Annotated in this window: 18 protein-coding genes and 1 tRNA gene; 5 read left to right on the forward strand and 14 right to left on the reverse strand. The window is 69.6% G+C overall.

The window, feature by feature from the left end:
* Nucleotides 1-128: 128 nt before the first annotated feature.
* The 4 genes from LY41_RS05460 to LY41_RS05475 form a co-directional block, all read right to left on the reverse strand.
* Nucleotides 129-2156, reverse strand: a complete 2028-nt coding sequence (locus LY41_RS05460) for an NADPH-dependent 2,4-dienoyl-CoA reductase (protein WP_253862681.1) — start codon at nt 2154-2156, stop codon at nt 129-131.
* A complete protein-coding gene (locus LY41_RS05465) occupies nt 2153-2995 on the reverse strand; it encodes an SGNH/GDSL hydrolase family protein (protein ID WP_253862682.1) in 843 nt (280 codons plus the stop codon). Before LY41_RS05465 ends, LY41_RS05460 begins: the two co-directional genes overlap by 4 nt.
* A complete protein-coding gene (locus tag LY41_RS05470) occupies nt 2982-3551 on the reverse strand; it encodes a PadR family transcriptional regulator (protein ID WP_253862683.1) in 570 nt (189 codons plus the stop codon). The genes LY41_RS05465 and LY41_RS05470 overlap by 14 nt, the downstream gene beginning before the upstream one ends.
* A gap of 183 nt (nt 3552-3734) precedes the next feature.
* Nucleotides 3735-4370 carry a CueP family metal-binding protein gene (locus LY41_RS05475; protein ID WP_253862684.1) on the reverse strand — a complete coding sequence of 212 codons (636 nt, stop codon included), beginning with the start codon at nt 4368-4370 and terminating at the stop codon, nt 3735-3737.
* Between the two features lie 258 nt (nt 4371-4628).
* Here LY41_RS05475 and LY41_RS05480 point away from each other — a divergent pair, with 258 nt between their 5' ends.
* On the forward strand, nt 4629-6860 hold the full coding sequence (locus LY41_RS05480; protein ID WP_253862685.1) for a heavy metal translocating P-type ATPase: 2232 nt from the start codon (nt 4629-4631) through the stop codon (nt 6858-6860).
* Between the two features lie 53 nt (nt 6861-6913).
* Here the strand turns inward: LY41_RS05480 and LY41_RS05485 are convergent, their stop codons facing one another.
* The 3 genes from LY41_RS05485 to LY41_RS05495 form a co-directional block, all read right to left on the reverse strand.
* Entirely contained in the window at nt 6914-7225 is a 312-nt protein-coding gene (locus LY41_RS05485; protein WP_253862686.1) for a YrhK family protein, read from the reverse strand.
* 25 nt (nt 7226-7250) lie between these two features.
* Nucleotides 7251-8216, reverse strand: coding sequence for a DUF389 domain-containing protein (locus LY41_RS05490; RefSeq protein ID WP_253862687.1), 966 nt, complete (start codon nt 8214-8216; stop codon nt 7251-7253).
* A gap of 208 nt (nt 8217-8424) precedes the next feature.
* On the reverse strand, nt 8425-9636 hold the full coding sequence (locus LY41_RS05495) for a PucR family transcriptional regulator (RefSeq protein WP_253862688.1): 1212 nt from the start codon (nt 9634-9636) through the stop codon (nt 8425-8427).
* Nucleotides 9637-9860: 224 nt separating this feature from the next.
* Here LY41_RS05495 and LY41_RS05500 point away from each other — a divergent pair, with 224 nt between their 5' ends.
* Nucleotides 9861-12302, forward strand: a complete 2442-nt coding sequence (locus LY41_RS05500; RefSeq protein ID WP_253862689.1) for an FdhF/YdeP family oxidoreductase — start codon at nt 9861-9863, stop codon at nt 12300-12302.
* 56 nt (nt 12303-12358) lie between these two features.
* Here LY41_RS05500 and LY41_RS05505 read toward each other — a convergent pair whose 3' ends face one another.
* From LY41_RS05505 to LY41_RS05515, 3 genes are all read right to left on the reverse strand, one after another.
* Nucleotides 12359-13858, reverse strand: coding sequence for a sodium:solute symporter family protein (locus tag LY41_RS05505; protein ID WP_253862690.1), 1500 nt, complete (start codon nt 13856-13858; stop codon nt 12359-12361).
* On the reverse strand, nt 13846-14136 hold the full coding sequence (locus LY41_RS05510) for a hypothetical protein (protein ID WP_253862691.1): 291 nt from the start codon (nt 14134-14136) through the stop codon (nt 13846-13848). Before LY41_RS05510 ends, LY41_RS05505 begins: the two co-directional genes overlap by 13 nt.
* A gap of 247 nt (nt 14137-14383) precedes the next feature.
* Nucleotides 14384-15190: an IclR family transcriptional regulator gene (locus LY41_RS05515; RefSeq protein ID WP_253862692.1), complete on the reverse strand. Its 807-nt coding sequence runs from the start codon at nt 15188-15190 to the stop codon at nt 14384-14386.
* A 202-nt stretch (nt 15191-15392) separates the two neighbouring features.
* Between LY41_RS05515 and LY41_RS05520 the strand changes: the two genes are divergently transcribed.
* Nucleotides 15393-16628, forward strand: a complete 1236-nt coding sequence (locus tag LY41_RS05520; protein WP_253862693.1) for a CaiB/BaiF CoA transferase family protein — start codon at nt 15393-15395, stop codon at nt 16626-16628.
* 1 nt (nt 16629) lies between these two features.
* A complete protein-coding gene (locus LY41_RS05525; protein WP_253862694.1) occupies nt 16630-17547 on the forward strand; it encodes a hydroxymethylglutaryl-CoA lyase in 918 nt (305 codons plus the stop codon).
* Nucleotides 17548-17766: 219 nt separating this feature from the next.
* Here the strand turns inward: LY41_RS05525 and LY41_RS05530 are convergent.
* The 4 genes from LY41_RS05530 to LY41_RS05545 form a co-directional block, all read right to left on the reverse strand.
* A tRNA-Ala gene (locus tag LY41_RS05530) sits at nt 17767-17839 on the reverse strand.
* Nucleotides 17840-17966: 127 nt separating this feature from the next.
* Nucleotides 17967-18770 carry an ABC transporter ATP-binding protein gene (locus LY41_RS05535; protein WP_253862695.1) on the reverse strand — a complete coding sequence of 268 codons (804 nt, stop codon included), beginning with the start codon at nt 18768-18770 and terminating at the stop codon, nt 17967-17969.
* Complete coding sequence (locus LY41_RS05540) at nt 18767-19846, reverse strand: FecCD family ABC transporter permease (RefSeq protein WP_253862696.1); 1080 nt, start codon at nt 19844-19846, stop codon at nt 18767-18769. Before LY41_RS05540 ends, LY41_RS05535 begins: the two co-directional genes overlap by 4 nt.
* On the reverse strand, nt 19843-20889 hold the full coding sequence (locus LY41_RS05545) for a FecCD family ABC transporter permease (protein WP_253862697.1): 1047 nt from the start codon (nt 20887-20889) through the stop codon (nt 19843-19845). The genes LY41_RS05540 and LY41_RS05545 overlap by 4 nt, the downstream gene beginning before the upstream one ends.
* Nucleotides 20890-20995: 106 nt before the next feature.
* On the opposite strand from LY41_RS05545, the gene LY41_RS05550 reads away from it, so the two are divergent.
* Nucleotides 20996-21994 carry an ABC transporter substrate-binding protein gene (locus LY41_RS05550; RefSeq protein WP_253862698.1) on the forward strand — a complete coding sequence of 333 codons (999 nt, stop codon included), beginning with the start codon at nt 20996-20998 and terminating at the stop codon, nt 21992-21994.
* Nucleotides 21995-22070: the final 76 nt, after the last annotated feature.

A 22070-nucleotide genomic window follows, 5' to 3' on the forward strand; every position in this document is an offset into this window, starting at 1 on the left:
GCGCCGCGACCACAACGCCACAATCACAACGTTCGAAGACCACAACGTTCGAAGTCCCAGCGCTCGACGTCCCAGCGCTCGACGTCCCAGCGCTCGAAGTCCCAGCGCCACGACCACAGCGCTCGAGCTCACAGGGTCGCGGCGAGTCGGGTTCCCTGGTCGATGGCACGTTTGGCGTCGAGTTCGGCCGCCACGTCGGCGCCGCCGATCACGTGGGTGCTCGTCCCGCAAGCGCGCAGCTCGTCGGCGAGGTCCCGCACCGGTTCCTGGCCCGCGCAGACCACCACGTTGTCGACGGCGACGACGGTGGCCCCTTCCCGCTTCGGCCCGTACGAGACGTGCACACCGGCGTCGTCGATCTTCTCGTAGTTGACGCCGGTGAACTTCTCGACGTCCTTGGCCCTGAGTGCGGCGCGGTGGACCCAGCCCGTGGTCTTGCCGAGTCCGCGTCCGATGCGGGAGGTCTTGCGCTGCATGAGATACACCTGCCGCGGAGACGGGTGCGGCGCGGGCGCGGCGAGTCCGCCCTTCCCGTCCTCGGGGTCGGTGACACCCCATTCGGCCCGCCACGCGTCCAGGTCGAGGGTCGGGGATTCCCCGTGGGTCAGGAACTCGCTGACGTCGACGCCGATCCCGCCTGCACCGATCACGGCCACGCGGTCGCCGACCGGGGCGCCACGGCGGACCAGATCGACGTACGACAGCACCGACGGGTGGTCGATTCCGGGAATGTCCGGGGTCCGCGGTGTCACGCCGGTGGCGACGACGACCTCGTCGAAACCCCGTTCGCGCAACTCGGCGGCCCCGGCCTTCGTGCCCAGGTGCAGTGTGACGCCGGTGAGTGCGAGCTGGCGCCGGTAGTAACGGACGGTCTCGGCGAACTCCTCCTTGCCCGGGATGCGCCGGGCGATCGCGAACTGGCCGCCGATCTCGTCCTCGGCCTCGAACAGGTCGACCTCGTGGCCACGGGTCGCCAGTCCCACGGCTGCCGACAGTCCGGCGGGTCCCGCGCCGACCACGGCGATCCGTTTCGTCGTCCTGCTCGGCAGCAGTCGGAGCGTGGTCTCGTTCCCGGCGCGCGGGTTCACCAGGCACGACGCCCGCTTGAGGGAGAACGTGTGATCGAGGCAGGCCTGGTTGCACCCGATGCACGTGTTGATCTCGTCGCTCCGGTCCCCTTCCGCCTTGGCCACCCACAGCGGATCGGCAAGGAAAGGGCGGGCCATGGCGACCATGTCGGCCTCGCCCCGCGTGAGCACCTCTTCGGCGACCTGCGGCATGTTGATCCGGTTGGACGCGGCCACCGGAATCGACACGTGCTTTCGCACCCTGCCGGTGACGTCGGTGAAGGCCGCACGCGGCACGGACGTCACGATGGTGGGCACGCGCGCCTCGTGCCACCCGATGCCGGTGTTGATGATCGTGGCTCCGGCCTGTTCGACGGCCTCGGCGAGGTCGACGACCTCCTGCCAGGTCTGCCCGCCCTCGACGAGGTCCATCATGGACAGTCGATACACGATCACGAAGTCGTCGCCAACGGCCCGGCGGGTCTGCCGCACGATCTCGACCGCGAACCGGCGCCGGTTCTCGGCCGAACCGCCCCAGCGGTCGCTGCGCTTGTTGGTGCGCGAGGCGAGGAACTGGTTGATGAGATAGCCCTCCGAGCCCATGATCTCGACGCCGTCGTATCCGGCTTCACGGGCCAGCGCGGCGGAGCGGGCGAACGCGGCGATCTGCGCGCGCACGCCGCGGTCGGACAGGGCGCGCGGTCGGAACGGGTTGATCGGCGCCTTCACCGCGGACGCCGAGACCGACAGCGGGTGGTACGCGTACCGCCCGGCGTGCAGCAGCTGCAGGGCGATCTTGCCGCCCGCCTCGTGCACCGCGGCGGTGACCGTCCGGTGCCGCCGCGCCTCCGCCCGCGTGCTCATCTTCGACGCCGCCGGGTAGAGCCACCCGGTGCGGTTCGGCGCGAATCCGCCGGTCACGATCAGCCCGACACCACCACGGGCACGTTCGGCGTAGAACTCGGCGAGCTCGTCGATGTGCTTGGCCCTGTCCTCGAGGCCGACATGCATCGAGGACATGATCACCCGGTTCGGCAGACTGGTGAAACCGAGGTCGAGCGGTGCGAGCAGGTTCGGAAAGGCGTTCATACGGGATCACTTTCGGGTTCGTCGTTTCCTCCGGCAGCCGCGCTGCGGTCGACCGGCGTGAGTGCGGGACGTTTCGCCTGCCGGCCGTCGCCGGACGAACGGCCGCGGATGCGGCGCATGAGCCAGGGCCCCACGAAATCCGCCGCCCACCGGAGTTCGGCTCCGGCGCGGCGCCACCCGCCCGGTACGGGCCGCGGCGCGAGCGGCCGGGTCCACGCACTGTCGCTACCCGGGAGCGCGAGGGCGTCGGCGACGGCGGTGGCCAGCAGCGTGTGGCCGACCGAATTGAGATGCAGGCGGTCGCTGCTCCACAGCCGGGGATCCGACGTCACGGGGTGCGCGGACAGGTCGACGACCACCGCCCCGTGGCGCCGGGCGGCGACACGGATGCGCTCGTTGAACTCGCGGGTGCGCGCGGTGAGCAGGCGTCCGGCGGTCATGCGCAGCCCCGGGTCGGGGTAGGTGAACGTCACGACGGTGGCCCCGGTTTCGGCGAGCACTCCGAGGACGTGCTCGACGTGGCCTGCGACCGCCGCGGCGTCGAACCGCGGGCGGATCAGATCGTTGACGCCTGCCATGACGGTGGCGAGGTCGGGAGCCAGCGCCAGCGCCGGCGACAGCTGCTCGGCGCGCACCTCGTGGGCGCGGCGCCCGCGCACGGCCAGATTGGCGTAGCGCAGCTCCGGCTGGGCGGCGGCGAGCTGCTCGGCGAGACGATCGGCCCAGCCCCGGAAGCCGCGCAACTCGTCACCGTCGTTGAGTCCTTCGGTCTGACTGTCGCCGAGCGCGACGAACCGCCGGTGACCGCCGGCAGGTCCGGTGCTCTCACCGCTGGACATCGACGCCTGCCCGCGCCCGCAGCACCGAGGCCGTCTCGGTGCACCACTCGCGGTTCTCGCTCTCGAATCGCCGCCCTCGCAGGCACGTCAGGTAGGGGCCGACCTGCGCGCCGCGTGCCAGGTATTCGGTTTCGTCGAGCTCGCCCCGCATCTTGTGCATGAGCTTGTCGAAGAGCTCGACCTTCCCGCTCGCGATCGCGGCGCGTTCCTCGAGCTGGGCGATCAGCTCCGCCGGATCGACCGCGTCCGCGGCCGCAACCTTGACGAGCAGGTCGTCGCGGATGAACGACGGCTTCGACGGGGCGCACGCGAATCGGCGCAACTCGGTCAGACCCGCATCGGTGACGGTGAACAGCCGCTTGTTCGGCCGCGCCTCCTGGACGACCTCACGGCCTGCCACCAGGCCGTCGGCCTCCAGTTTCGCCAGCTCGGCGTAGAGCTGCTGCGGCAGTGCGTGCCAGAAGTTCGCCATCCCGACGTCGAACGACTTGGCCAGTTGATATCCGCTGTGTTCGCCCTCCAGCAGTGCCGCCAGCACCGCATGCCGCAAGGCCATCGCGCATCCTCCCCGGTCGGTGTTCGCCGCACGGACCATAGTCAAATTTCTGACTAATCTTATCCATGACTATTACCCATCCCGCGGCGGACGGCAACACCGGCGATCGCGAATGGCGGGTGGGCCCATGGGGACACTGTCCGGACGACACCCGGGCGGACCGGCGATCCGCAGCGGCCTCGCTCAGGTCAGCCGCAGATCCGTGATGCAGGTCGGGTCGTCCTCGTTGCGTGTCGCGATGGTCGCGGTCCCGGCCCGGCCCTCGTGTTCGACCGTCAGGGTTGCCTCGACACCCCGGGGCACCCACAACCCGATGAAGCCGTTGTCGAACGTCTCCCGGGTCTCGTCGACGAGCACGTCGCCGTCGGCGCCGGTGAGCGTGACCCGGACGTCCGCGTTGCCGAGTTCACCCAGACACGTGGTCAGACTGTGGAAATGACAGTCGTGCGTCTGCTCCCGATAGGGCGCGACGGAGATGTAGACCTCGTCATCGGGCATCGGCAGCTCCGCCTCGCGCTCCTGATCGTCGGTGAGGACGAGAGCGTCGGGCCGGACGGACGCGAGCAGGTCGGCGGGGCGATCGTCGACGGGCATCGTGTCCAGCCGCTCGATGACCCCGGCGGTGTCCAGGCCTGCCAGGTCGTACTCGGCCAGGAACTCGTCGCCGGCCGATCGGCCGCTGTCCGGAGCCGATGCGAACCCGGAAGGCGCGGACTCGGGCGCAGGGGCGGAACAGCCGGCCAGGGCGAGCCCGGCGACGAGCACCGAAGCGACAGCGATGAGCAGATCCCGCCGTCGCGGAACGATGGGATGGGTCATGGCGTAATCCTCGACGAACTCCTCGATCGATGCCCCGACTCGGATGCGAGACACCAGGTCCGTGGACAGATTAGAGGGTGGCGACCGAGAGCCGTCCGGCTCCGGTCTCCGGTGGGCTGCGCCGGCGCGGCCCCATCCGCGTCGGCGTGACCGCACACTCTCCGACTACCGGCGCCTTGTGCGCGTATACCCTCTAGGGGTATACAGTACCCAGAGATTGCGCCGGAACGGGGCACGAGCACCTCGAAGGGGACGACCATGGACCACGATCCTTCGACGCGGTCACCCGCGGCACCCGGCCACGGGCACCACGACGAGCCCGGACAGCACGCCCACCACCAGGACCACAGCGACGCGCCGGGCGACCACGATCACGGCACCGGCACCGGCACCGGCACCGGCACCGGCACCGGCCACGACGCCAGCAGCCACGGCAGCCACGGGGATCACAGCGACCACGGTGGTCACGGCAGCCATGGCGGTCACTCCGGTCATGGCGACCACGGCGACCACGTGAGCCAGTTCCGGCAGCTGTTCTGGATCATGCTCGTGCTGGCCGTACCCGTGGTCGGGTTCAACGACATGTTCGCCGACCTCATCGGCTACCGGCTGCCCGACTCCGCGTGGGTCTGGTGGGTCTCGCCCGTACTGGGCACCGTCGTCTACGTCTGGGGCGGACGACCCTTCCTCACGGGCGGCCTGAGTGAGATCCGCACCCGCACTCCCGGAATGATGCTGCTCATCGCCCTGGCGATCACGGTGGCCTTCATCGCGTCCTGGGGCGCCAGCCTGCGGATCCTCGACCACGAGCTGAACTTCTGGTGGGAGCTCGCGCTCCTGGTGGTCATCATGCTGCTGGGGCACTGGCTGGAGATGCGCTCGCTGGCCCGGACGACGTCGGCACTCGATTCCCTGGCCACGCTGCTGCCCGACGAGGCCGGAAAGGTCGACGGCGACCGGGTGGTGACGGTCGCTCCCACCGAGCTGACCGTCGGCGACGTCGTCGTCGTTCGCCCGGGCTCGTCGGTACCGGCGGACGGGACGATCGTCGACGGTTCGGCCTCGATGGACGAGTCGATGGTGACCGGCGAGTCGAAGCCCGTGCGGCGCGGAAACGGCGAGCAGGTCGTCGCCGGCACCGTCGCCACCGATTCCGGGCTGCGCGTCGAGATCACGGCGACCGGCGACGACACGGCCCTGGCCGGCATCCGCAAGCTCGTCGCCGACGCACAGGCCTCCTCGTCCCGCGCGCAGCGCGTCGCCGACACCGCCGCGGCCTGGCTGTTCTGGTTCGCCCTCGGCTCGGCGGTGCTCACCGCGATCGTCTGGTCGCTGACCGGGCTGCCCGACGACGCCGTGGTCCGCACGATCACCGTGCTGGTCATCGCCTGCCCTCACGCGCTGGGGCTGGCGATCCCGCTGGTCGTCTCCATCGCGACCGAACGCGCCGCCCGCGGCGGAGTGCTGATCAAGGACCGGCTGGCACTCGAATCGATGCGCACGGTAGACGCGGTGCTGTTCGACAAGACCGGAACCCTGACCAAGGGCGAGCCCGCCGTCACCGCGGTCGAACCGGCGGGTGACCGTGCCGACGGCGACGTGCTGGCCCCGGCCGCCGCTGCCGAGGCCGACAGCGAACACCCGCTGGCCCGGGCCGTGGTGGGCGCCGCGCGTGCCCGGGAGCTGAGCGTTCCCACCGCGTCGGACTTCTCCTCGTCACCCGCGGTCGGGGTGCGGGCGACCGTGGACGGTGCGGTGATCGAGGTCGGCGGTCCGTACCTGCTCGAACAGCGCGGGGCCGGAGAACTGGCGATCGCCGACCGGTGGCGCGGTGAAGGGGCGATCATCCTCCACGTTCTCGCCGACGGCGAGGTCATCGGTGCGCTGCGCCTCGCCGACGAGATCAGGCCCGAATCGCGCGAGGCTGTCGACGCCCTGCACGCCGCGGGCACCGAGGCCGTGATGATCACCGGCGATGCACGGGCCGTGGCCGACACGGTCGCGGCCGAACTCGGCATCGACCGGGTGTTCGCCGGCGTCCGGCCGGAGGACAAAGCCGCCAAGGTCGCGCAGCTCCAGGACGAGAACTACCGGGTCGCCATGGTCGGCGACGGGGTCAACGACGCCCCTGCACTCGCCCAGGCCGACGTGGGCATCGCCATCGGCGCGGGCACCGATGTGGCGATCGGCTCGGCGGGCGTGATCCTCGCGAGTTCCGATCCGCGTTCGGTGCTGTCGGTGATCGAACTGTCCCGGGCGACCTTCCGAAAGATGAAACAGAACCTGTGGTGGGCGGCCGGCTACAACCTGGTCTCGGTGCCGCTGGCCGCGGGCGTTCTCGCGCCCGTCGGGTTCGTGCTGCCGATGAGCGTCGGTGCGATCCTCATGTCCGTCTCCACGGTCGTCGTCGCTCTCAACGCCCAGCTGCTGCGCCGGCTCGAACTCGCCCCGGAGGCGAGCGCCACGAGGGTCCTCGACCGTTCGACGTGACCGACGGGCATCAGCCGGCCGTCACCACCGCCGTCCCGGCCGCCGTCGCGCCGTCAGAAGTCGTGTGCGGCGTCGGCGGTGCCGGGGCGGTCCGGGTTGAACCGCTTCAGGTGCACCCGGCGTACGAAGCGGATGCTCGGGCGGATCAGCATCTCCACGCTTCCCGCGACGAACAGCCAGGTTCCGGCAAAAGTCAGCCCCGGATAGAAGAAAAAGACGCTGCCGATCAGGAACCACGTGCCGATCAGTAGATCGTTCACGATGCTGATGACCTCGTAGCGCTGCCGGATTACCAGCTCGTGATGTCCGATGTGGATCACGTTGACCCCGGTCCCGCTGGTGTGGCCGGAGGACGAAGTGGACATCGCGTGACTCCCTTCTGGTGATGTTCTACAGCGATCGCCGTGGCCGGGCACGCCGCAGCAGGCGGGTGGCCGGTGCGGTACCGGGGACGACGTGCCGGCGCCGCACCGCGAGCATGAGCGTGCCGGCGACGGTGAGCCCGGACAGGTTGATGCCCAGCTGGATGATCGCCTCACCGCACCGGGTCCAGTCACCCGCGACCGCCGCGAGCGCCGCGAACCCGGCTGCGGGAACCGTGGTCGCGGAGATGAACACGCCGATCAGCGCACCCGACTTCTCCGAGGTGAGCGCGAGCATGCCCGCGGCGCCCGCGAGCAGCGCGACGATCACGGAGTAGGGACCGACCTGATAAATGAACGCCGCCTGCCGCAGGTCGGCGAGCCGGTCCGGATCGAACAGGCCGACGCTCCACGCCAGCAGTGCGAATCCGACGGTCACCGCGATGACGAACGGGAAGCCGACACCGAGCGCGACGGCGGCACGTGCGGCGAGATCGCGCCGCCTGCCGACGGCGGCGACCGCGAGCGCGGCGACCGGTCCGAAGTCCGGGCTCACCACCATGGCGCCCACGATGGTGATCGGGGAATTGGTGAGCACGCCGACGGCCGCCAGTAGACAGGCGATGGTCAGGAACCCGAGGAACACGGGGTTGAGCTTGCTCTCCTCGCCCGTGGTCGTGACGAGTTCGTCCCAGATGACCGCATCCGCGTCATGGCCCGGCAAGGCACGTTCCGCGGCGTCCGCGGTCTCCGACAGCATGGTCTCGACCGAATGAAGACTGACCTCACCACGCCGGTCGATGCCGAGTTCCCGCAACCGGTGCAGGACTTCTTCCGCGACCTCGCGAGCCACGACCGCCTCGATCACATCGCCTGCCGGTTGCCTGCCTTCGCCCTCCGCGACCGCGAGGTGGACCACTCCCGGCTCGGTGCGCAGCAGGTCGATCACCGCGGCGCTGTCGTGCGCTGCGCACAGCGCCCTGAGCCGCATCATGAGCGCAGGCACCGGCGGCCGTGCCGTGGTTGCGGCAGGGGCACGCATCGGCCGGTACGCGGTTCCGCCACGAGCATGGCAGGCTCCCTCCTCGGTATCACTGCGAACTCGGCATCCCTGCGAAATCCCTGCGGCCTCGGCATCACTGCGGCCTCGGCATCACTGCGAACTCAGTATCCCGGCGGCCTCGGTATCCCTGCAGCGTCCGTCAGCGCCGGGGCTGCTCGTTACGGCCCGGGGTCGGGTCCTTGCCGAGTTCGAGGGCGCGCAGCGCGGTGACGAGCTCGGCGACATCGAACGGTTGGGCAGGCGACCGGCCCGTGAGCTCGGTGATGCGGCGCAACCGGTAGCGAACGGTGTTCGGGTGGCAGTGGAGCTGCGTGGCGGCCTGCTCGGCCGAACCCGCGTGGTCGAACCAGGCATGCAGGGTGTCCAGCAGGCTGGTGCGGTCCTCGGCAGGGAGTTCGAGCACCGCACCCAGGACCTGGTGGGCGACGCGCTCGCTCTCGTCCGCCTCGCAGGCGACGAGCGCGGCGAGCGGGCTCGTGCCGAACGCGCGGACCTCCGGGCGCCCCGCCGGGATCCCCGCGAGTGCAACCCCGGCGAGATGCAGCGCCCTCGGGGTGTCCCGGAGGGATTGGTACGGCGGGCTCAGACCCGTACGGGTGGTCACGACGTCGCGCAGGACGGTGAGCAACTCCTCGCGTTGACCGGAACGCAGCGACACGACGCCGGTGTGCAACGTGGGCGTGAGGCGCCACGCGGAGACGATGCCGCGCTCGGCGAGCCGTTGTTCGATGCGGGGAAGGCCAGCGTCGGCGAGCGCGCTGTTCTCGGCGGCGACCACGACCAGGTCCGCGTTCGGCTGCAGCTCGAGGAGCTTGGCGATCTCCCACGGGCTCGCGTCGGGGCCGGTCTGACCGGTGAACAACGCCTCCAGGAGGGCAGCGCGGCGCTGGTGTTGTTCGGCGAGCAGTTCCGCGGTGGCGGCCCGGTAGGCCTCGGTGAGCTCGAAGGCGTGTTCGTCCGCGAGCTGCCAGAGGAAGGTGGCCGCGCCGAGCAGCGTGCTGCGGGTGGGCCCGTGATCGTCGCGCGCGTGCCGGACGAGCACGTCCCACACGGCGGTGAACGTCAGCCGATAGGCGCGCAGCACCTCGGGCAGCGGCGCGCCCTGGTAGGCGCGGCGCCGTCCCGTCTCCCGGGGCGCACCGAGATCGCGCGCGTTGCCGGGTTCGCGGAGAGCGGCGACGATGTAGCGCAGGTTGTGCTCGATGGAACGGCGCAGGTCGTCGCGCGGCACGACCGTGCGGTACACGTCCATCCGGTCGACGCAGTCGGCGACGACGCCGTCGGCCAGCTCGGCCAACCGGGCGTTCGCCAGCTCGGCCGGCTCCGGGAAGGCGCCCTCACCGTGGTTCATCGATCATCGCTTCGCTTCCGGCCCGGCGTCGTCGCAGGAGGTCGTCGTAGGAGGTCGTCTGCAGGAGATTGTCACATCGGACGGCACCCGTACCGACGTCCTGCGCCACAACGAGCTTTGTCTGCGCCGACAACCACGGCAACAGTACCGTCGGCCCCGCCGACCCTTCCGCGCGCTCACGACCACGGCACCACAGCGACGATCTCGACGAAACAGGAGCCGGAATGGACAGCGACGACACGGTGGAGAAGACCGGCCCGGTCCCCGAGCACGATCCGGCAGCCGGGCCGAGTCCGGAGGCCCCGGCCGCGCCGGGTGACCCGACGTCGGAGCGATCGCCGGCCACGGGGCTGATGCCGGACACGCCGCGGCAGGGCGGAACGGGTCCGGCGACCGACGGCCGCTGGTCGCAACGGCCGTACCACCACCCCGCTGCCGGATGGGGCGCGGCGGCGTCGGTCATGCGGGTGCTGGCTCGCGAGCGTGCACCGGTGCAGGGAACCCGCGCGATGTTCGACATGAACCACGAGGGGCGGAGTTACGACTGCCCCGGATGTGCCTGGCCCGATGACGCCAAGGGCCTCAAACTCGACATCTGCGAGAACGGCATCAAGCACGTCACCTGGGAGATGACCCGCAAGCGGGTCGATCGGGAGTTCTTCGCCGCACACTCGGTGTCCGAACTGGCCGAGTGGACCGATTTCGACCTCGAGAATCAGGGACGGCTCACCGAGCCGATGGTCTACGACGCCGCCACCGACCGCTACGTGCCGATCAGCTGGGAGGACGCGTTCGAGCTCGTCGGCGGGCAGCTGCGCGCACTGGAGACCCCCGATCAGGCGGCGTTCTACACCTCGGGCAGGCTCGGCAACGAGGCGACGTTCCTCTACCAGCTGATGGTCCGCGAGTACGGCACGAACAACCTTCCGGACTGTTCCAACATGTGCCACGAGGCCTCCGGCCGGGCGCTGCGGGCCTCGCTGGGGACGGGCAAGGGCACCGTCGACCTGCACGACTGGGAGAAGTCCGACGCGTTGTTCGTGCTCGGGGTCAACGCCGCGTCGAACGCGCCGCGGATGCTGACGGCGCTGGCCGAGGCCTACGACCGCGGCGCCGAGGTCGTCCACGTCAACCCGCTCGTCGAGGCGGGCTCCACCCGCACGATCGTGCCGCACGAGTTCGCCGACATGGCGCGGTTCAAGTCGACCCCGACCAGCACGCTGAACCTGCAGGTCCGGCCCGGAGGCGACCTGGCCCTGATGCGCGGCATCGCCAAGGTGGTGCTCGAGCGGGCACACGAGAACCCCGACGTCCTCGACCGCGATTTCCTCGAATCGTCGACGTCCGGCTTCGAGGAGTACCGCGAGCTGGTCGAGGCCACGAGCTGGAACGAGCTGGCGGTCCAGTCCGGCCTCGGCGAGACCGACATCCGGCGCGCCGCCGATGTCTACCTGCGTTCCGAACGCGCACTGATCAGCTGGTGCCTCGGTGTCAGCCAGCACGAACACGGTGTGGACACCGTCCGGGAGATCGTGAACCTGCTGTTGCTGCGCGGGAACATCGGACGTGAGGGCACCGGCCCGTCACCGGTGCGCGGGCACAGCAACGTGCAGGGCAACCGCACCTGCGGCATCGACCACCGGCCGGGCGCCGAGTTCCTGGACCGGCTGGCCGAGGTGTGCCGGATCGATCCGCCCCGCGCGCACGGCCTCGACACCGTCCGTTCGATCGACGCGATGCATACCGGCGAGCTCAAGGTGTTCGTCGGCATGGGCGGCAACTTCGTGCGCGCCGCCCCGGACACTGCCTACACCGCCGAGGGCCTGCGACGGTGCGAGCTGACCGTGCAGGTCAGCACCAAACTGAACCGCAGTCACCTGGTCCACGGCAAGAAGGCGTTGATCCTGCCGTGCCTGGGCCGTACCGAGCTGGACGAACAACGCGGCGGCAGCCAGAGCACGAGCGTCGAGGACGCGATGAGCATGGTCCACCTCTCGACCGGTACGAAGCGGCCTGCCTCGCCGCACCTGCTGTCCGAACCGGCGATCATCGCCGGCATGGCACGGGCGACGCTGCCCGCCAGTGCGACACCGTGGGAGTGGTACGTCGAGGACTACGACCGCATCCGCGACGTCATGGCACGCGTACTGCCCGGCTTCGAGGACTTCAACACGCGCGTGCGCCGGCCCTCGGGATTCCGGATCCCGCAGCCGGCCCGCGAGCGCACCTTCCACACCCGCTCCGGCGCGGCCGAGTTCTGTCACGCGCAGCTGCCGGACGTCATCCCGGAATCGGCCGACGTGCTCGTGCTGCAGACGATGCGCTCGCACGATCAGTGGAACACCACGATCTACTCGAACAACGACCGATACCGCGGGGTGCGCAACCTGCGCGAGCTGATCTTCATGAACGCCGACGACATGCATGCGCGCGGCATCGACGAGGGGTCCCCGGTCGACATCACCGCCACCTCCAAGGACGGATCGCAGCGCTCGCTGCACGAATACCGCGCCATCGCCTACGACCTGCCGCGCGGCAGCGCCGCGGGGTACATGCCCGAGATGAACGGGCTCATCGGCGCCGCCGACTACAGCACCCAAAGTGATCAGCCGCTGATGAAGAACGTCCGCGTCCGCGTCACCCCGTCCACTCCGGCAACCTCGTAGCTCGCCGAACAGGGCGGCGCGGCACCGGGCCGCGCCGCCCTCGTCGACCGGGTCGCCTACACCATTTCGGTCACGGACTCGCCCGCCTTCGCCTCGGCGGGAGACTGCCGGACGAGCAGGCTGCCGACCACGCAGATCACCAGGTTCAGCCCGAGCCCGATGAGCCCGCCGTGCACGCCGTACACCGTGGACATCCCGGTGAGCGTCATCGTGCTCGAGAGGACGGCTCCGGCGGCCATCCCCCAGAACACCGGACCGGAGGCGAGCCGCTGCCAGTACAGGCCCAGGATGAACGCGGGAGCCAGCTGGACAAGCAGCTCGATCTTGAGCACGAAGATCTCCACGAGTGTGGCGGGCGGGTTCCATGCCAACAGGAGGAGAGCGAACACCACCACGACCCCGATGCCCTTGCCGATCATCACCTGCCGGTGCTCGCCGATCTCCCGTCGCGAATACCGGGCGTAGAGATCCTTCGAAACGAGCGAGGAGAAGCTCAGCAACGCCGAGTCGGAGGTCGACACAATGGCCGCGACGATGCCGCCGACGAACACCAGCATCACGGCATAGAACACGGGGTTGATGCCCGCCACCGCGTTGGCCAGCATGCCGACCAGTTGTTCCGAATCACCCTCGGACAGCCCGGGGAAGATCTGTTTGGACACCATTCCGACGCAGAAGACCGCACCCGCGGTGATCAGCGGCATCCACACCATTCGTTTCAGCGAGCGTTTGAGGGTCCGCTCGCTGCGCGCCGAGTAGATCCGCTGAATCGCGTGCGGATACATCGCGATCCCGATCGCCACCAGCAGAATCATCGAGAACCAGTTCACCGATTCTTCCAGCGGTGGCACGGCGACCGACTCCGGATCCTGCTCCACCAAATACTGCGTGGTCTCGGACCAGGATCCGCCCGCGAGCATGAATCCGCCGATCAGCAGCGCGACGATACCGACCAGCAGCGCGATGCCCTGCATCACGTCGGTCAGTGCCACCGCTCGCATCCCGCCCATCCACGAGTAGATCAGCATCACGAAGACGAACACCAGGACGCCGACCTGGTACGGTACGGTCTCACCGGTCAGTCCGGAGATCGCCTGTCCCATGGCGATGAGCTGTTCGAGCAAGTAGCTGGCCAGCCCCCACAGCATGAGAACGGTGGCGAGCAGCGAGACCGCAGGCGACGTGAACCGGTGGCGCACCCAGTCGGTCGGCGTGATGAAGGAATGCTTTTTCGCCACCGCGTACAAGCGCGGCGCGAACAGCATGTACCCGGCCATCACGACGGTGAAGAAGGTGACCGACTGCCACCACGGGAATCCTTCCCGATAGGCCTGAGGGGCGTAACCGATGACGGTGTTTCCGCTGTACTGCGTGGCGTAGAGGGTGAAGAACAACACCACGACGCCGAGATTTCCGCCGGCGAGGTAATAGCTCTTCATGCTGTGGCGCATGTTCGGCTGGCCCCGGCCGGAGAAATAGCCGATGAGCAGCATCAGCACGGCGAATCCCAGCAGGACACCGATTCCCGCCCAGCCGCCGAAAGTCAGGTTCTCCACGAGTCGCTCCCGCCTGTCGGTGCTGCCGGGTCCTGGGCCTCCTCGAGGTCCTCGACCAGGTTCCAGTGCCGGGACAGGGCCCAATGCAAGAAGCCGCACACCCCGATCGACGACGCCACTGCCACCAGCGTCCACGCGGGCAGTCCGAACACGAGCGGATGCAGCGTCCCCGGCGGCAGGTACCACGGGATACCCACCAGGACGATCGCGACGAGGCCGATCCAGATCCATGGATTGCGGATCGGCTCCCGTCGGCGCGGTGGGGCCGATTCAGACACTAAGGACTCCTCTCCTGCGCGGACTGACGCTGTCCGGCGGGCGGATCCATCACAGTCCTGCACTACGGGGTCGCGCGGAGCGTCGGACGTGACCTCGAAAACGACGCCACCGCGTTGCTGTCGACAACAGCTAGCCCAAGATGTGAGCTAGCACTCCATGATGTAGGTAGCTAGCATGCGGCGATCGACTCGGTTCGTCAAGACGTAACCGTCCCGAAACGTCGACGGCTACGTCCAGAACGTGGGATCATTCGCGATAGCCGATGCTCGCGGACAGCTGCTTCGCAGCGCTGACCACGCGCGGTGCGATCCGCTCGGCGTCGGCCTCGGTGAACCGCTGGATCGGTGCCCCGACGCCGATCGCCGCCGCCACGCTGCGGTCCATGTCGAAGACCGGGGCACTCAGTGAGCCGGCACCGACAGCGCGCTCCTCGAACGTCGCCGAGTAGCCGGCCTCGCGGACCCCGGCCACTTCGCGCTGCAGGTCGTCGAGGGAGACGGCCCGGTTGTCCCCGCGGGTCCGGAGGCCGTTCTCGATGGCGTCGCGCCAGGCATCCGGGTCGTACGCGAGAAACACCTTGCCCGCAGAGCCGACGTGCAGTGGCATGACCATCCCGACCGTGAACCGCTGGATCACCACGTTCCGGACCTCGGACAACGACACGATCGTACGGTGCGGGCCGTCGCGCACCTGGAGAAACGAGGTCTCGCCTGCGACATCACGCAGTTCGTCCAGTACGGGACGGGCGAGCTTGACGAGGTCCATCCCGTACGTGCCGGGTGCGGCCCAGCGCACCATGCCGAGCCCGATCCGGTAGACGTCGCCGTCCCTACTCAGAAAGCCCTCGCTGACCAGGTTCTGGACCAGCCGCTGGCACGTACTCGCAGGCAGTCCGGTGCGACCGACGATCTCCCGGAGTCCGAGTTCGGGATCCTCGAGCGTGAAGCATTCGAAGATCCGCCGAATCTTCTGCAGCACCAGAATCGGGCGCGCCGAGCTGCCGGACGTCTCCGTTCCGCCGGAGTCCTCGGGCGTGTTCGCGACGTCGGCCACGGGTGCTCCTCTTCGTACGGTACCGGCGCGAGCGTATCGCAATGTGGGATTCCGGCAGCGGACGGCGCCCCTGGGTCGCATCCAGTTCGCGTCCAGTTCGTATCCAGTTCGTATCCAGTTCGTATCCATTGACACGCACGAGCGCACTGCATTCTAATTTCGGAACCCACATCGTGAGCGACCCGCCCAGGAGGTTGGTCTGATGGACGACTCCGCAACTTCGCAATCCGATTCCCGCTCGGGTCCACTGGCCGGTATCACCGTGCTGGAGATGGGCAACTTCATCGCCGCCCCGTCGGCGGGACGATTGCTCGCCGATTTCGGTGCCGACGTGATCAAGATCGAACGGCCGGGCACCGGCGACGAACTGCGCAACTGGCGCCAGTACGGCGCGGACACCTCTCTGCTGTTCCGGGTGCTGGGCAGGAACAAGAAGTCCATGACGCTCGACCTGCGTACCGAACAGGGCCGCGAGATCGCGCTGCAGCTGGTCCGGCAGGCCGACGTGCTGCTGGAGAACTTCCGCCCCGGGACGCTGGAACAGTGGGGACTGGGCCCCGACCGGCTGCACGAGGTCAATCCGGAGCTGGTGGTGACCCGGGTGTCGGGGTACGGCCAGACCGGCCCGTACCGCGATCAACCCGGATTCGGCGGAGTCGCCGAGGCCGTGGGCGGCCTGCGCAACCTCACCGGTTATCCCGGGATGCCGCCGGTACGGGTGGGGGTGAGCCTGGCCGACAGCGTCGCCGGGCTCTACGCCGTGATCGGCACCTTGATGACGCTGTTGCGGCGAAGCCGCGGACGATCCGGTGCGGAAGTCGTCGACGTGGCACTCTACGAGGCCGTGTACAGCCTGACCGAATCGCTGGTACCGGAGTACGAGGCATTCGGAGTGGAACGGGGCCCGTCCGGCAGCACAATTCCCGGAGTGGTGCCGTCGAATAGCTATCTGTGCGCCGACGGCAAGCACATCGTGATCGGCGGCAACAACGACGGCATCTTCCACCGCCTCATGCAGCTGATCGAGCGGCCGGACCTGGCCGGCGACCCGCGGTTGCAGGACAACCGGGGACGCGTCGCCCACGTCGACGAGGTCGACCACGCCATCGGGGAATGGACCGCGCAGCGCGACCTGGCCGGCGCGCTCGCCGAGCTTCGCTCCGCTTCCGTCCCTTGTGGAGCCATCTACACGGCACAGGAGATCGTGAACGACCCCCATTACGCGGTGCGGGGCATGCACGAACAGCACACCGTTCCCATCAACGACGGCCACAGCAGCGAGATCTCGGTCCCTGGTGTCGTGCCGAAACTCTCGGAGACACCCGGCAGCACGCGATGGCTCGGCCCCGAACTCGGCCGGGACACCACCGAAGTCCTGACCGGCATCGGTATCGGGGAGTCCGAACAGGACGAGCTCCGTGCTGCGGGAGTGATCTGACGTGGCCGACGTACTGATCACCGAAACGGCCATGCGCGACGGGTTGCAGAACGAACCCGGAATCGTCCCGACCGCCACCAAGGTCCGGCTCACCCGGATGCTGGTGGCCGCCGGATTCACCTCGCTCGAAATCGGTGCCTTCGTGCGCCCCGACCGAGTCCCGTCGATGGCCGACACCGACGAGCTCGTCACCGCACTCGGCGCAGTGCCCGGCGTGACGTTGCAGGCACTGGCCTTCAACTCGGCGGGCGCCGATCGTGCGGTGGCGTGCGGAATCGACACCGTGCGGATCACGGTGTCGGCCAGTGACGGGCACAGCCGGGCCAACGCCGGCGCCGACACCGCGCGGGCGATGGCCCGGCTGGAGCGGTGCGCGGGGACACTCGCCGATTCCGGAATCCGGGTGGAGGCGGCCGTCGCGACCGCGTTCGTGTGCCCGTTCGACGGCGATACCGATCCCGCGCGCGTGGCACACCTGGCCGGCAGCCTCAGGCAACTGGGAGCCGAGCGGATCCACTTGGCCGACACCATCGGCGCCGCGCATCCGGCCCAGGTCTGCCGCACGATCGGCACCGTGCAGGACGCCCACCCGGAGCTGGAGCTGGGCCTGCACCTGCACAACACCTACGGCATGGCGCTGGCCAGCGCCCGCGAAGGCCACCGCCGCGGCATCCGCAGGTTCGACGCCGCGCTCGGCGGGATCGGCGGCTGCCCCTTCGCCCCCGGCGCCGCCGGCAACATCGCCACCGACGACCTGGTGAACCTGTTCCACCACGACGGCATCGACACCGGAGTCGACCCGGACGCGCTCACCGCTGCACGCGCGGAGCTGCGCACGGCCGTCGGACGCGAACTCGACTCGGCGCTGTCCGCAGTACCCGCCCCACCCGTACCCCGCCCCGCGCGGAGCGACGCCTGATCGACGGCGACGTCGCCCGCGAACCTCCAAGACCTTTTCGGCCAGCGCCACGCCGTGCAGCGCGACCACACCCAGAGCACCGCAACGGCAGACCACGGCCAGCTGCCAAGCACGCGCAGCAAAAAGGCCACCCGCTCTGCGGATGGCCTTTCGACTTCCGGTGTCGCCCTCCTACTGAGGTGCGTTCACCCGGGACGGGTTCCCATAACAACCCTAGGGTGGAGCTAAGGGGATTCGAACCCCTGACCTTCTCACTGCCAGTGAGACGCGCTACCAACTGCGCCATAGCCCCGTGTGTATTCGGTTCAGTGTGTTCACGGCTCTCAACCGCTGCCTGTGCGAAATAATGTACCCCATCGCCGGCAGGCCTCCACACAGGGGGTCCACACCGAGCCCCGGTCCGCCCACGCCGGCCGCCGTCAGCCCTCGTCCCGCAGGTGGGCGCTGATCGGGAGCACGAGCGGGGTGCCGGCGACCGGGTCGGACACCACCTTCGCGTCGAGGCCGAAGACGTCGGACAGCAGCTGCCCGGTGAGGACTTCGTCGGGTGTGCCCTGCGACACGATCCGGCCGTCGTGCATCGCCACGAGTGTGTCGGCGTAGCGGGCGGCGAGGTTGAGGTCGTGCAGCACCATCACCACCGTCGTGCCGCGTTCGGTGTGCAGCCGGTGCACCAGGTCGAGCACGTCCACCTGGTGTGCCAGGTCGAGGTAGGTGATGGGCTCGTCGAGCAGCAGCAGCGACGTCTCCTGCGCGAGCGTCATCGAGATCCACGCGCGCTGCCGCTGGCCGCCGGAGAGCTCGTCGACGGCCCGGTCGGCGAACGAGCTCATCCCGGTGGCCGACAGCGCGTACGCGACGGCCTCCTCGTCGCCCGCCGACCACTGCCGGTACCAGTGCTGATGCGGCTGCCTGCCCCTGGCGACGAGGTCGCCGACGGTCAGCCCTGCCGGCGCGCTCGGGGTCTGCGGCAGCAGCCCGACGGTCCTGGCCACCTCCCGGGTCGGCAGCTTGTCGATGCGCTTCCCGTCGAGCAGCACCGATCCGGCCCGCGGCCGCAGCAGCCGTCCCATGCCGCGCAGCAGCGTCGATTTGCCGCAGCCGTTGGGTCCGATGATCACGGTGACGGACTCGTCGGCGACGTCGAGGTCGAGTCCGTCGACGACGATCCGCTCGTCGTAGCCGAGCCGGACGTTCTCGGCCTGCAGTCGGGTTCGGGTCACGTGCGGGCCTCCTTGCGCGTTCGCAGGAACAGGAAGATCAGATACGGGGCGCCGAGAATCGCCGTGAGCACGCCGACCGGCAGGCCGGGTGCCACGGTCCGCACGGCGAGGTCGGCGCCCACGGTCAGCAGCGCACCGAGGACCATCGAGCCCGCGATGGGCGGCTGCGGACAGCGGACGAGCCGCAACGCGATCTGCGGCGTGGCCAGCGCGACGAACGTGATCGGGCCCGCCACCGCCGTGGCCAGGGCGGCCAGCGCCGCGGCCAGGAGCAGCAGCGTCCCCCGTGCCGCATCGACCCGGATGCCGATCCCCCGCGCCGTGTCGTCACCGAACTGCAGGCCACCGAGCGTGTGCACGCCCGCGATCGTCACGGGCACCAGCAGCGCCAGAGCCAGCGCCAGCGGCCCGATCGCCTCCCAGCCGACACCGGCCAGGTTGCCGACGATCCAGGTGGTCGCGCGCGTGGCGTCGTCGACGTCGCCGACCGTCAGCAGCCAGTACACGACGTTGTTGCCGATCGCTGCCAGGCCGATCCCCACCAGCACCATCCGGTAGCTGTCCAGGCCCCGCCGCCAGGCCAGCGCGTACAGCAGCAGCCCCGTGACCAGTCCGCCCGCCAGGCCCGCCAGCGGCACGCCCAGTTCCGCGACGGCGCCGCTCACCTGTCCAGCCGAACCGCCGAGCACGATCACCGACACGGCCCCGACGCCCGCACCCCACGTGATGCCGAGGATGTCCGGGCTGGCCAACGGGTTGCGCGCGACCGTCTGGAACAGCGCCCCCGCCAGCCCGAACGCCGCGCCGACGAGCACACCGGCCAGGGTGCGGGGCAGGCGCAGGTCGAAGACGATGCCCGTCTCGGCGTGATCTCCCCCGCCTGCGAGGGTCCGCAGCACGTCGAGCACCGCGATGTCCGCGCTGCCGCGCCCGATGTTCAGCGCGGCCACCAGCACGAGCAGCGCCAGGCACACCACCGGCACGAGCACCGACCGCGGCCGGAAGGAGGCCGCCAGCCTGCCCACGCGCACGTGCTTGCGGCCGGGAACGGCCTCGCTGTCGCGCACCGCCCTCATATCCTGCTCAGCCCCCTCCGCCGGACGAGATGGATGAACCCGGGCGCACCGACGGCGGCCAGCAGCACGCCGACCTCCAGGCTGTCGCCCGAGATGAGCCGGCCCAGCACATCCGCGGCGAGCACCAGCACGGCGCCGAGCAGTGCCGCGCCCGGAACGAGCCAGCGGTAGTCGGGACCGGTGAGTGCCCGCGCGATGTGCGGCACGAGCAGCCCGACGAACGCGATCGGCCCGCACGCCGACACCGCGGCGCCGACGAGCAGCGTGATCGCCAGGATGCCGAGCAGCCGGGTGCGGCGCACGTTGCGGCCGAGCGCGGTCGACACGTCCTCGCCGAGCGCGAGGCTGTTGAGCCCCGGCGTGTTCGCCAACGCCAGTACGAAACCGGCGATCAGGAACGGAGCCAACTGCCCCGCCACGGCCAGTTCCCGGCCCGCGATCGACCCGACGTGCCAGAACCGGTAGGTCTCCATACCCTGCCGGTCGCCGAGCACGATGGCCGAGATCAGCCCGTACAGCAGCGCGCTGACGGCGGCACCGGCCAGCGCGAGCGTGACCGGTGTCGCACCGCCGCGGACCGTGCCGAGCACGAACACCAGCACCGCGGCCATCAGCGCACCGGCGAAGCCGAACCAGATGTAGGAGCCGAGCGCGGTGACGTCGAACACGACCACGGCGGTGACGACCCCGAGTGCCGCGCCCTGGTTGACCCCGAGCAGTCCCGGGTCGGCGAGCGGATTGCGGGTGTGGCCCTGCATCAGCGCGCCGCCCGCACCGAGTGCGAGTCCCGCGAGGATGCCCACGACGGTGCGGGGAACACGCAGCGACCGCACGATGATGTCGTCCTCACCACCGGTGGGTGCGACCAGCGCCTGCCACACCGCATCCAGCGGCACCGGGTGCGCGCCGTAGGCCAGGCTCGCCGCCGCGGCGACGAGCAGCGCCGCCACCAGCGCGGCCAGGCTCAGCAGTCGCCGGGTGCGCCGCCGGTGCAGCGCACGCCTGCCCGGCTGGACCGGGTCCGCCGCGAGCGTGGCGTTCATCTCGTCCGCTCCTGGATTCGTCGCGACACCCCTTCCACCCGGGGCATCGCTCGTTTATGGTCTCGACACCTGTTAGGGAAGCCTAACCGAAACAGAAGGGTAGGCAATGATGTTCTTGTCTCATCGGCGGCGCACGGCCGTCGCCGCCGCGGCCCTCGGACTCGCGGCGTCCCTCGGACTGGGCGCCTGCGCGTCGGAGGAAAGCACACCGTCGAACGACCAGGGGCAGTCAGGGTTCCCCCGCACCGTCTCCGACGCCATGGGCGAGGCCACCATCGAGAGCAAGCCGCAGAACGTCGCGGCGCTCGACTCGAGCTTCGCCGACGCCGCGGCCGCACTCGAGACCGATGTCGTGGCCTACACGCAGTACCCGTCGTCGGACGGCGTGCCCGACTATCTCGGCGACGACAGCCGCTATCTCGAAGGCGGCGAGCAGGTCGGCGAGCTGACCTCGCCGGACGTCGAAGCGCTGTACGACATCGCGCCGGACCTGATCGTGTCGGCGAAGATCCGCCACGAGCAGATCCACTCCAAACTGTCCAATGTGGCCCCGACCGTGTTCAGCGAGTCGACCGGCGCCACCTGGAAGGAGAACATCCGGCTGCTGGCCGAAGCCCTCGGCAAGGAGGACCTGGCCGAGCAGAAGATCGGCGCCTACGAGAAGCGCGCGACGGCGATCGGCGAGGCGATCGAGGCGCAGGAGGGCGAGACGCCCACCTACTCGCTCGTGCGGTTTATCGAGGGTGAACAGACCGTGCGGCTGTACGCGAGCGATTCGTTCCCCGCGATCGTCCTGAACGACGTCGGGCTCCAGCGCCCCGAAGGCCAGCCGGACACCAAGGACGCGATCATGGTCGACGTCAGCCAGGAGGACATCGGCGAACTCGACGCCGACCGGGTGTTCGTCTCGTCCTACACCGACCCGACCCAGCAGGCCGCCGACCCGCGCGAGAAGTTCGAGTCGAACCCGCTGTGGGACCGGCTCTCCGGCGAGCTCACCGACGTCGACGACGAAACCTGGTACGTCTCGGTGAGCCTGCAGGGCGCGCACGCCATGCTCGACGACCTCGCCGAACAGTACGGCGTCGACCCGGCTCGCGCGTGAGGTGACGAGCCGGGGCGGAATCGGCTCCGCCCCGGCTCCCGTCGTGCGAGGTCGTTGTTCGCAGCCGGCGTGAGCT

This window comes from Prauserella halophila (assembly GCF_024171895.1).
Lineage (GTDB): Bacteria > Actinomycetota > Actinomycetes > Mycobacteriales > Pseudonocardiaceae > Prauserella > Prauserella halophila.

Excerpts from the sequence above, each read along its gene's own strand:
- LY41_RS05460 (WP_253862681.1), bottom strand. The coding sequence starts at position 2,156 with ATGAACGCCTTTCCGAACCTGCTCGCACCGCTCGACCTCGGTTTCACC.
- LY41_RS05465 (WP_253862682.1), bottom strand. The coding sequence starts at position 2,995 with ATGTCCAGCGGTGAGAGCACCGGACCTGCCGGCGGTCACCGGCGGTTC.
- LY41_RS05470 (WP_253862683.1), bottom strand. The coding sequence starts at position 3,551 with ATGGCCTTGCGGCATGCGGTGCTGGCGGCACTGCTGGAGGGCGAACAC.
- LY41_RS05475 (WP_253862684.1), bottom strand. The coding sequence starts at position 4,370 with ATGACCCATCCCATCGTTCCGCGACGGCGGGATCTGCTCATCGCTGTC.
- LY41_RS05480 (WP_253862685.1), top strand. The coding sequence starts at position 4,629 with ATGGACCACGATCCTTCGACGCGGTCACCCGCGGCACCCGGCCACGGG.
- LY41_RS05485 (WP_253862686.1), bottom strand. The coding sequence starts at position 7,225 with ATGTCCACTTCGTCCTCCGGCCACACCAGCGGGACCGGGGTCAACGTG.
- LY41_RS05490 (WP_253862687.1), bottom strand. The coding sequence starts at position 8,216 with ATGATGCGGCTCAGGGCGCTGTGCGCAGCGCACGACAGCGCCGCGGTG.
- LY41_RS05495 (WP_253862688.1), bottom strand. The coding sequence starts at position 9,636 with ATGAACCACGGTGAGGGCGCCTTCCCGGAGCCGGCCGAGCTGGCGAAC.
- LY41_RS05500 (WP_253862689.1), top strand. The coding sequence starts at position 9,861 with ATGGACAGCGACGACACGGTGGAGAAGACCGGCCCGGTCCCCGAGCAC.
- LY41_RS05520 (WP_253862693.1), top strand. The coding sequence starts at position 15,393 with ATGGACGACTCCGCAACTTCGCAATCCGATTCCCGCTCGGGTCCACTG.
- LY41_RS05540 (WP_253862696.1), bottom strand. The coding sequence starts at position 19,846 with ATGAGGGCGGTGCGCGACAGCGAGGCCGTTCCCGGCCGCAAGCACGTG.
- LY41_RS05545 (WP_253862697.1), bottom strand. The coding sequence starts at position 20,889 with ATGAACGCCACGCTCGCGGCGGACCCGGTCCAGCCGGGCAGGCGTGCG.
- LY41_RS05550 (WP_253862698.1), top strand. The coding sequence starts at position 20,996 with ATGATGTTCTTGTCTCATCGGCGGCGCACGGCCGTCGCCGCCGCGGCC.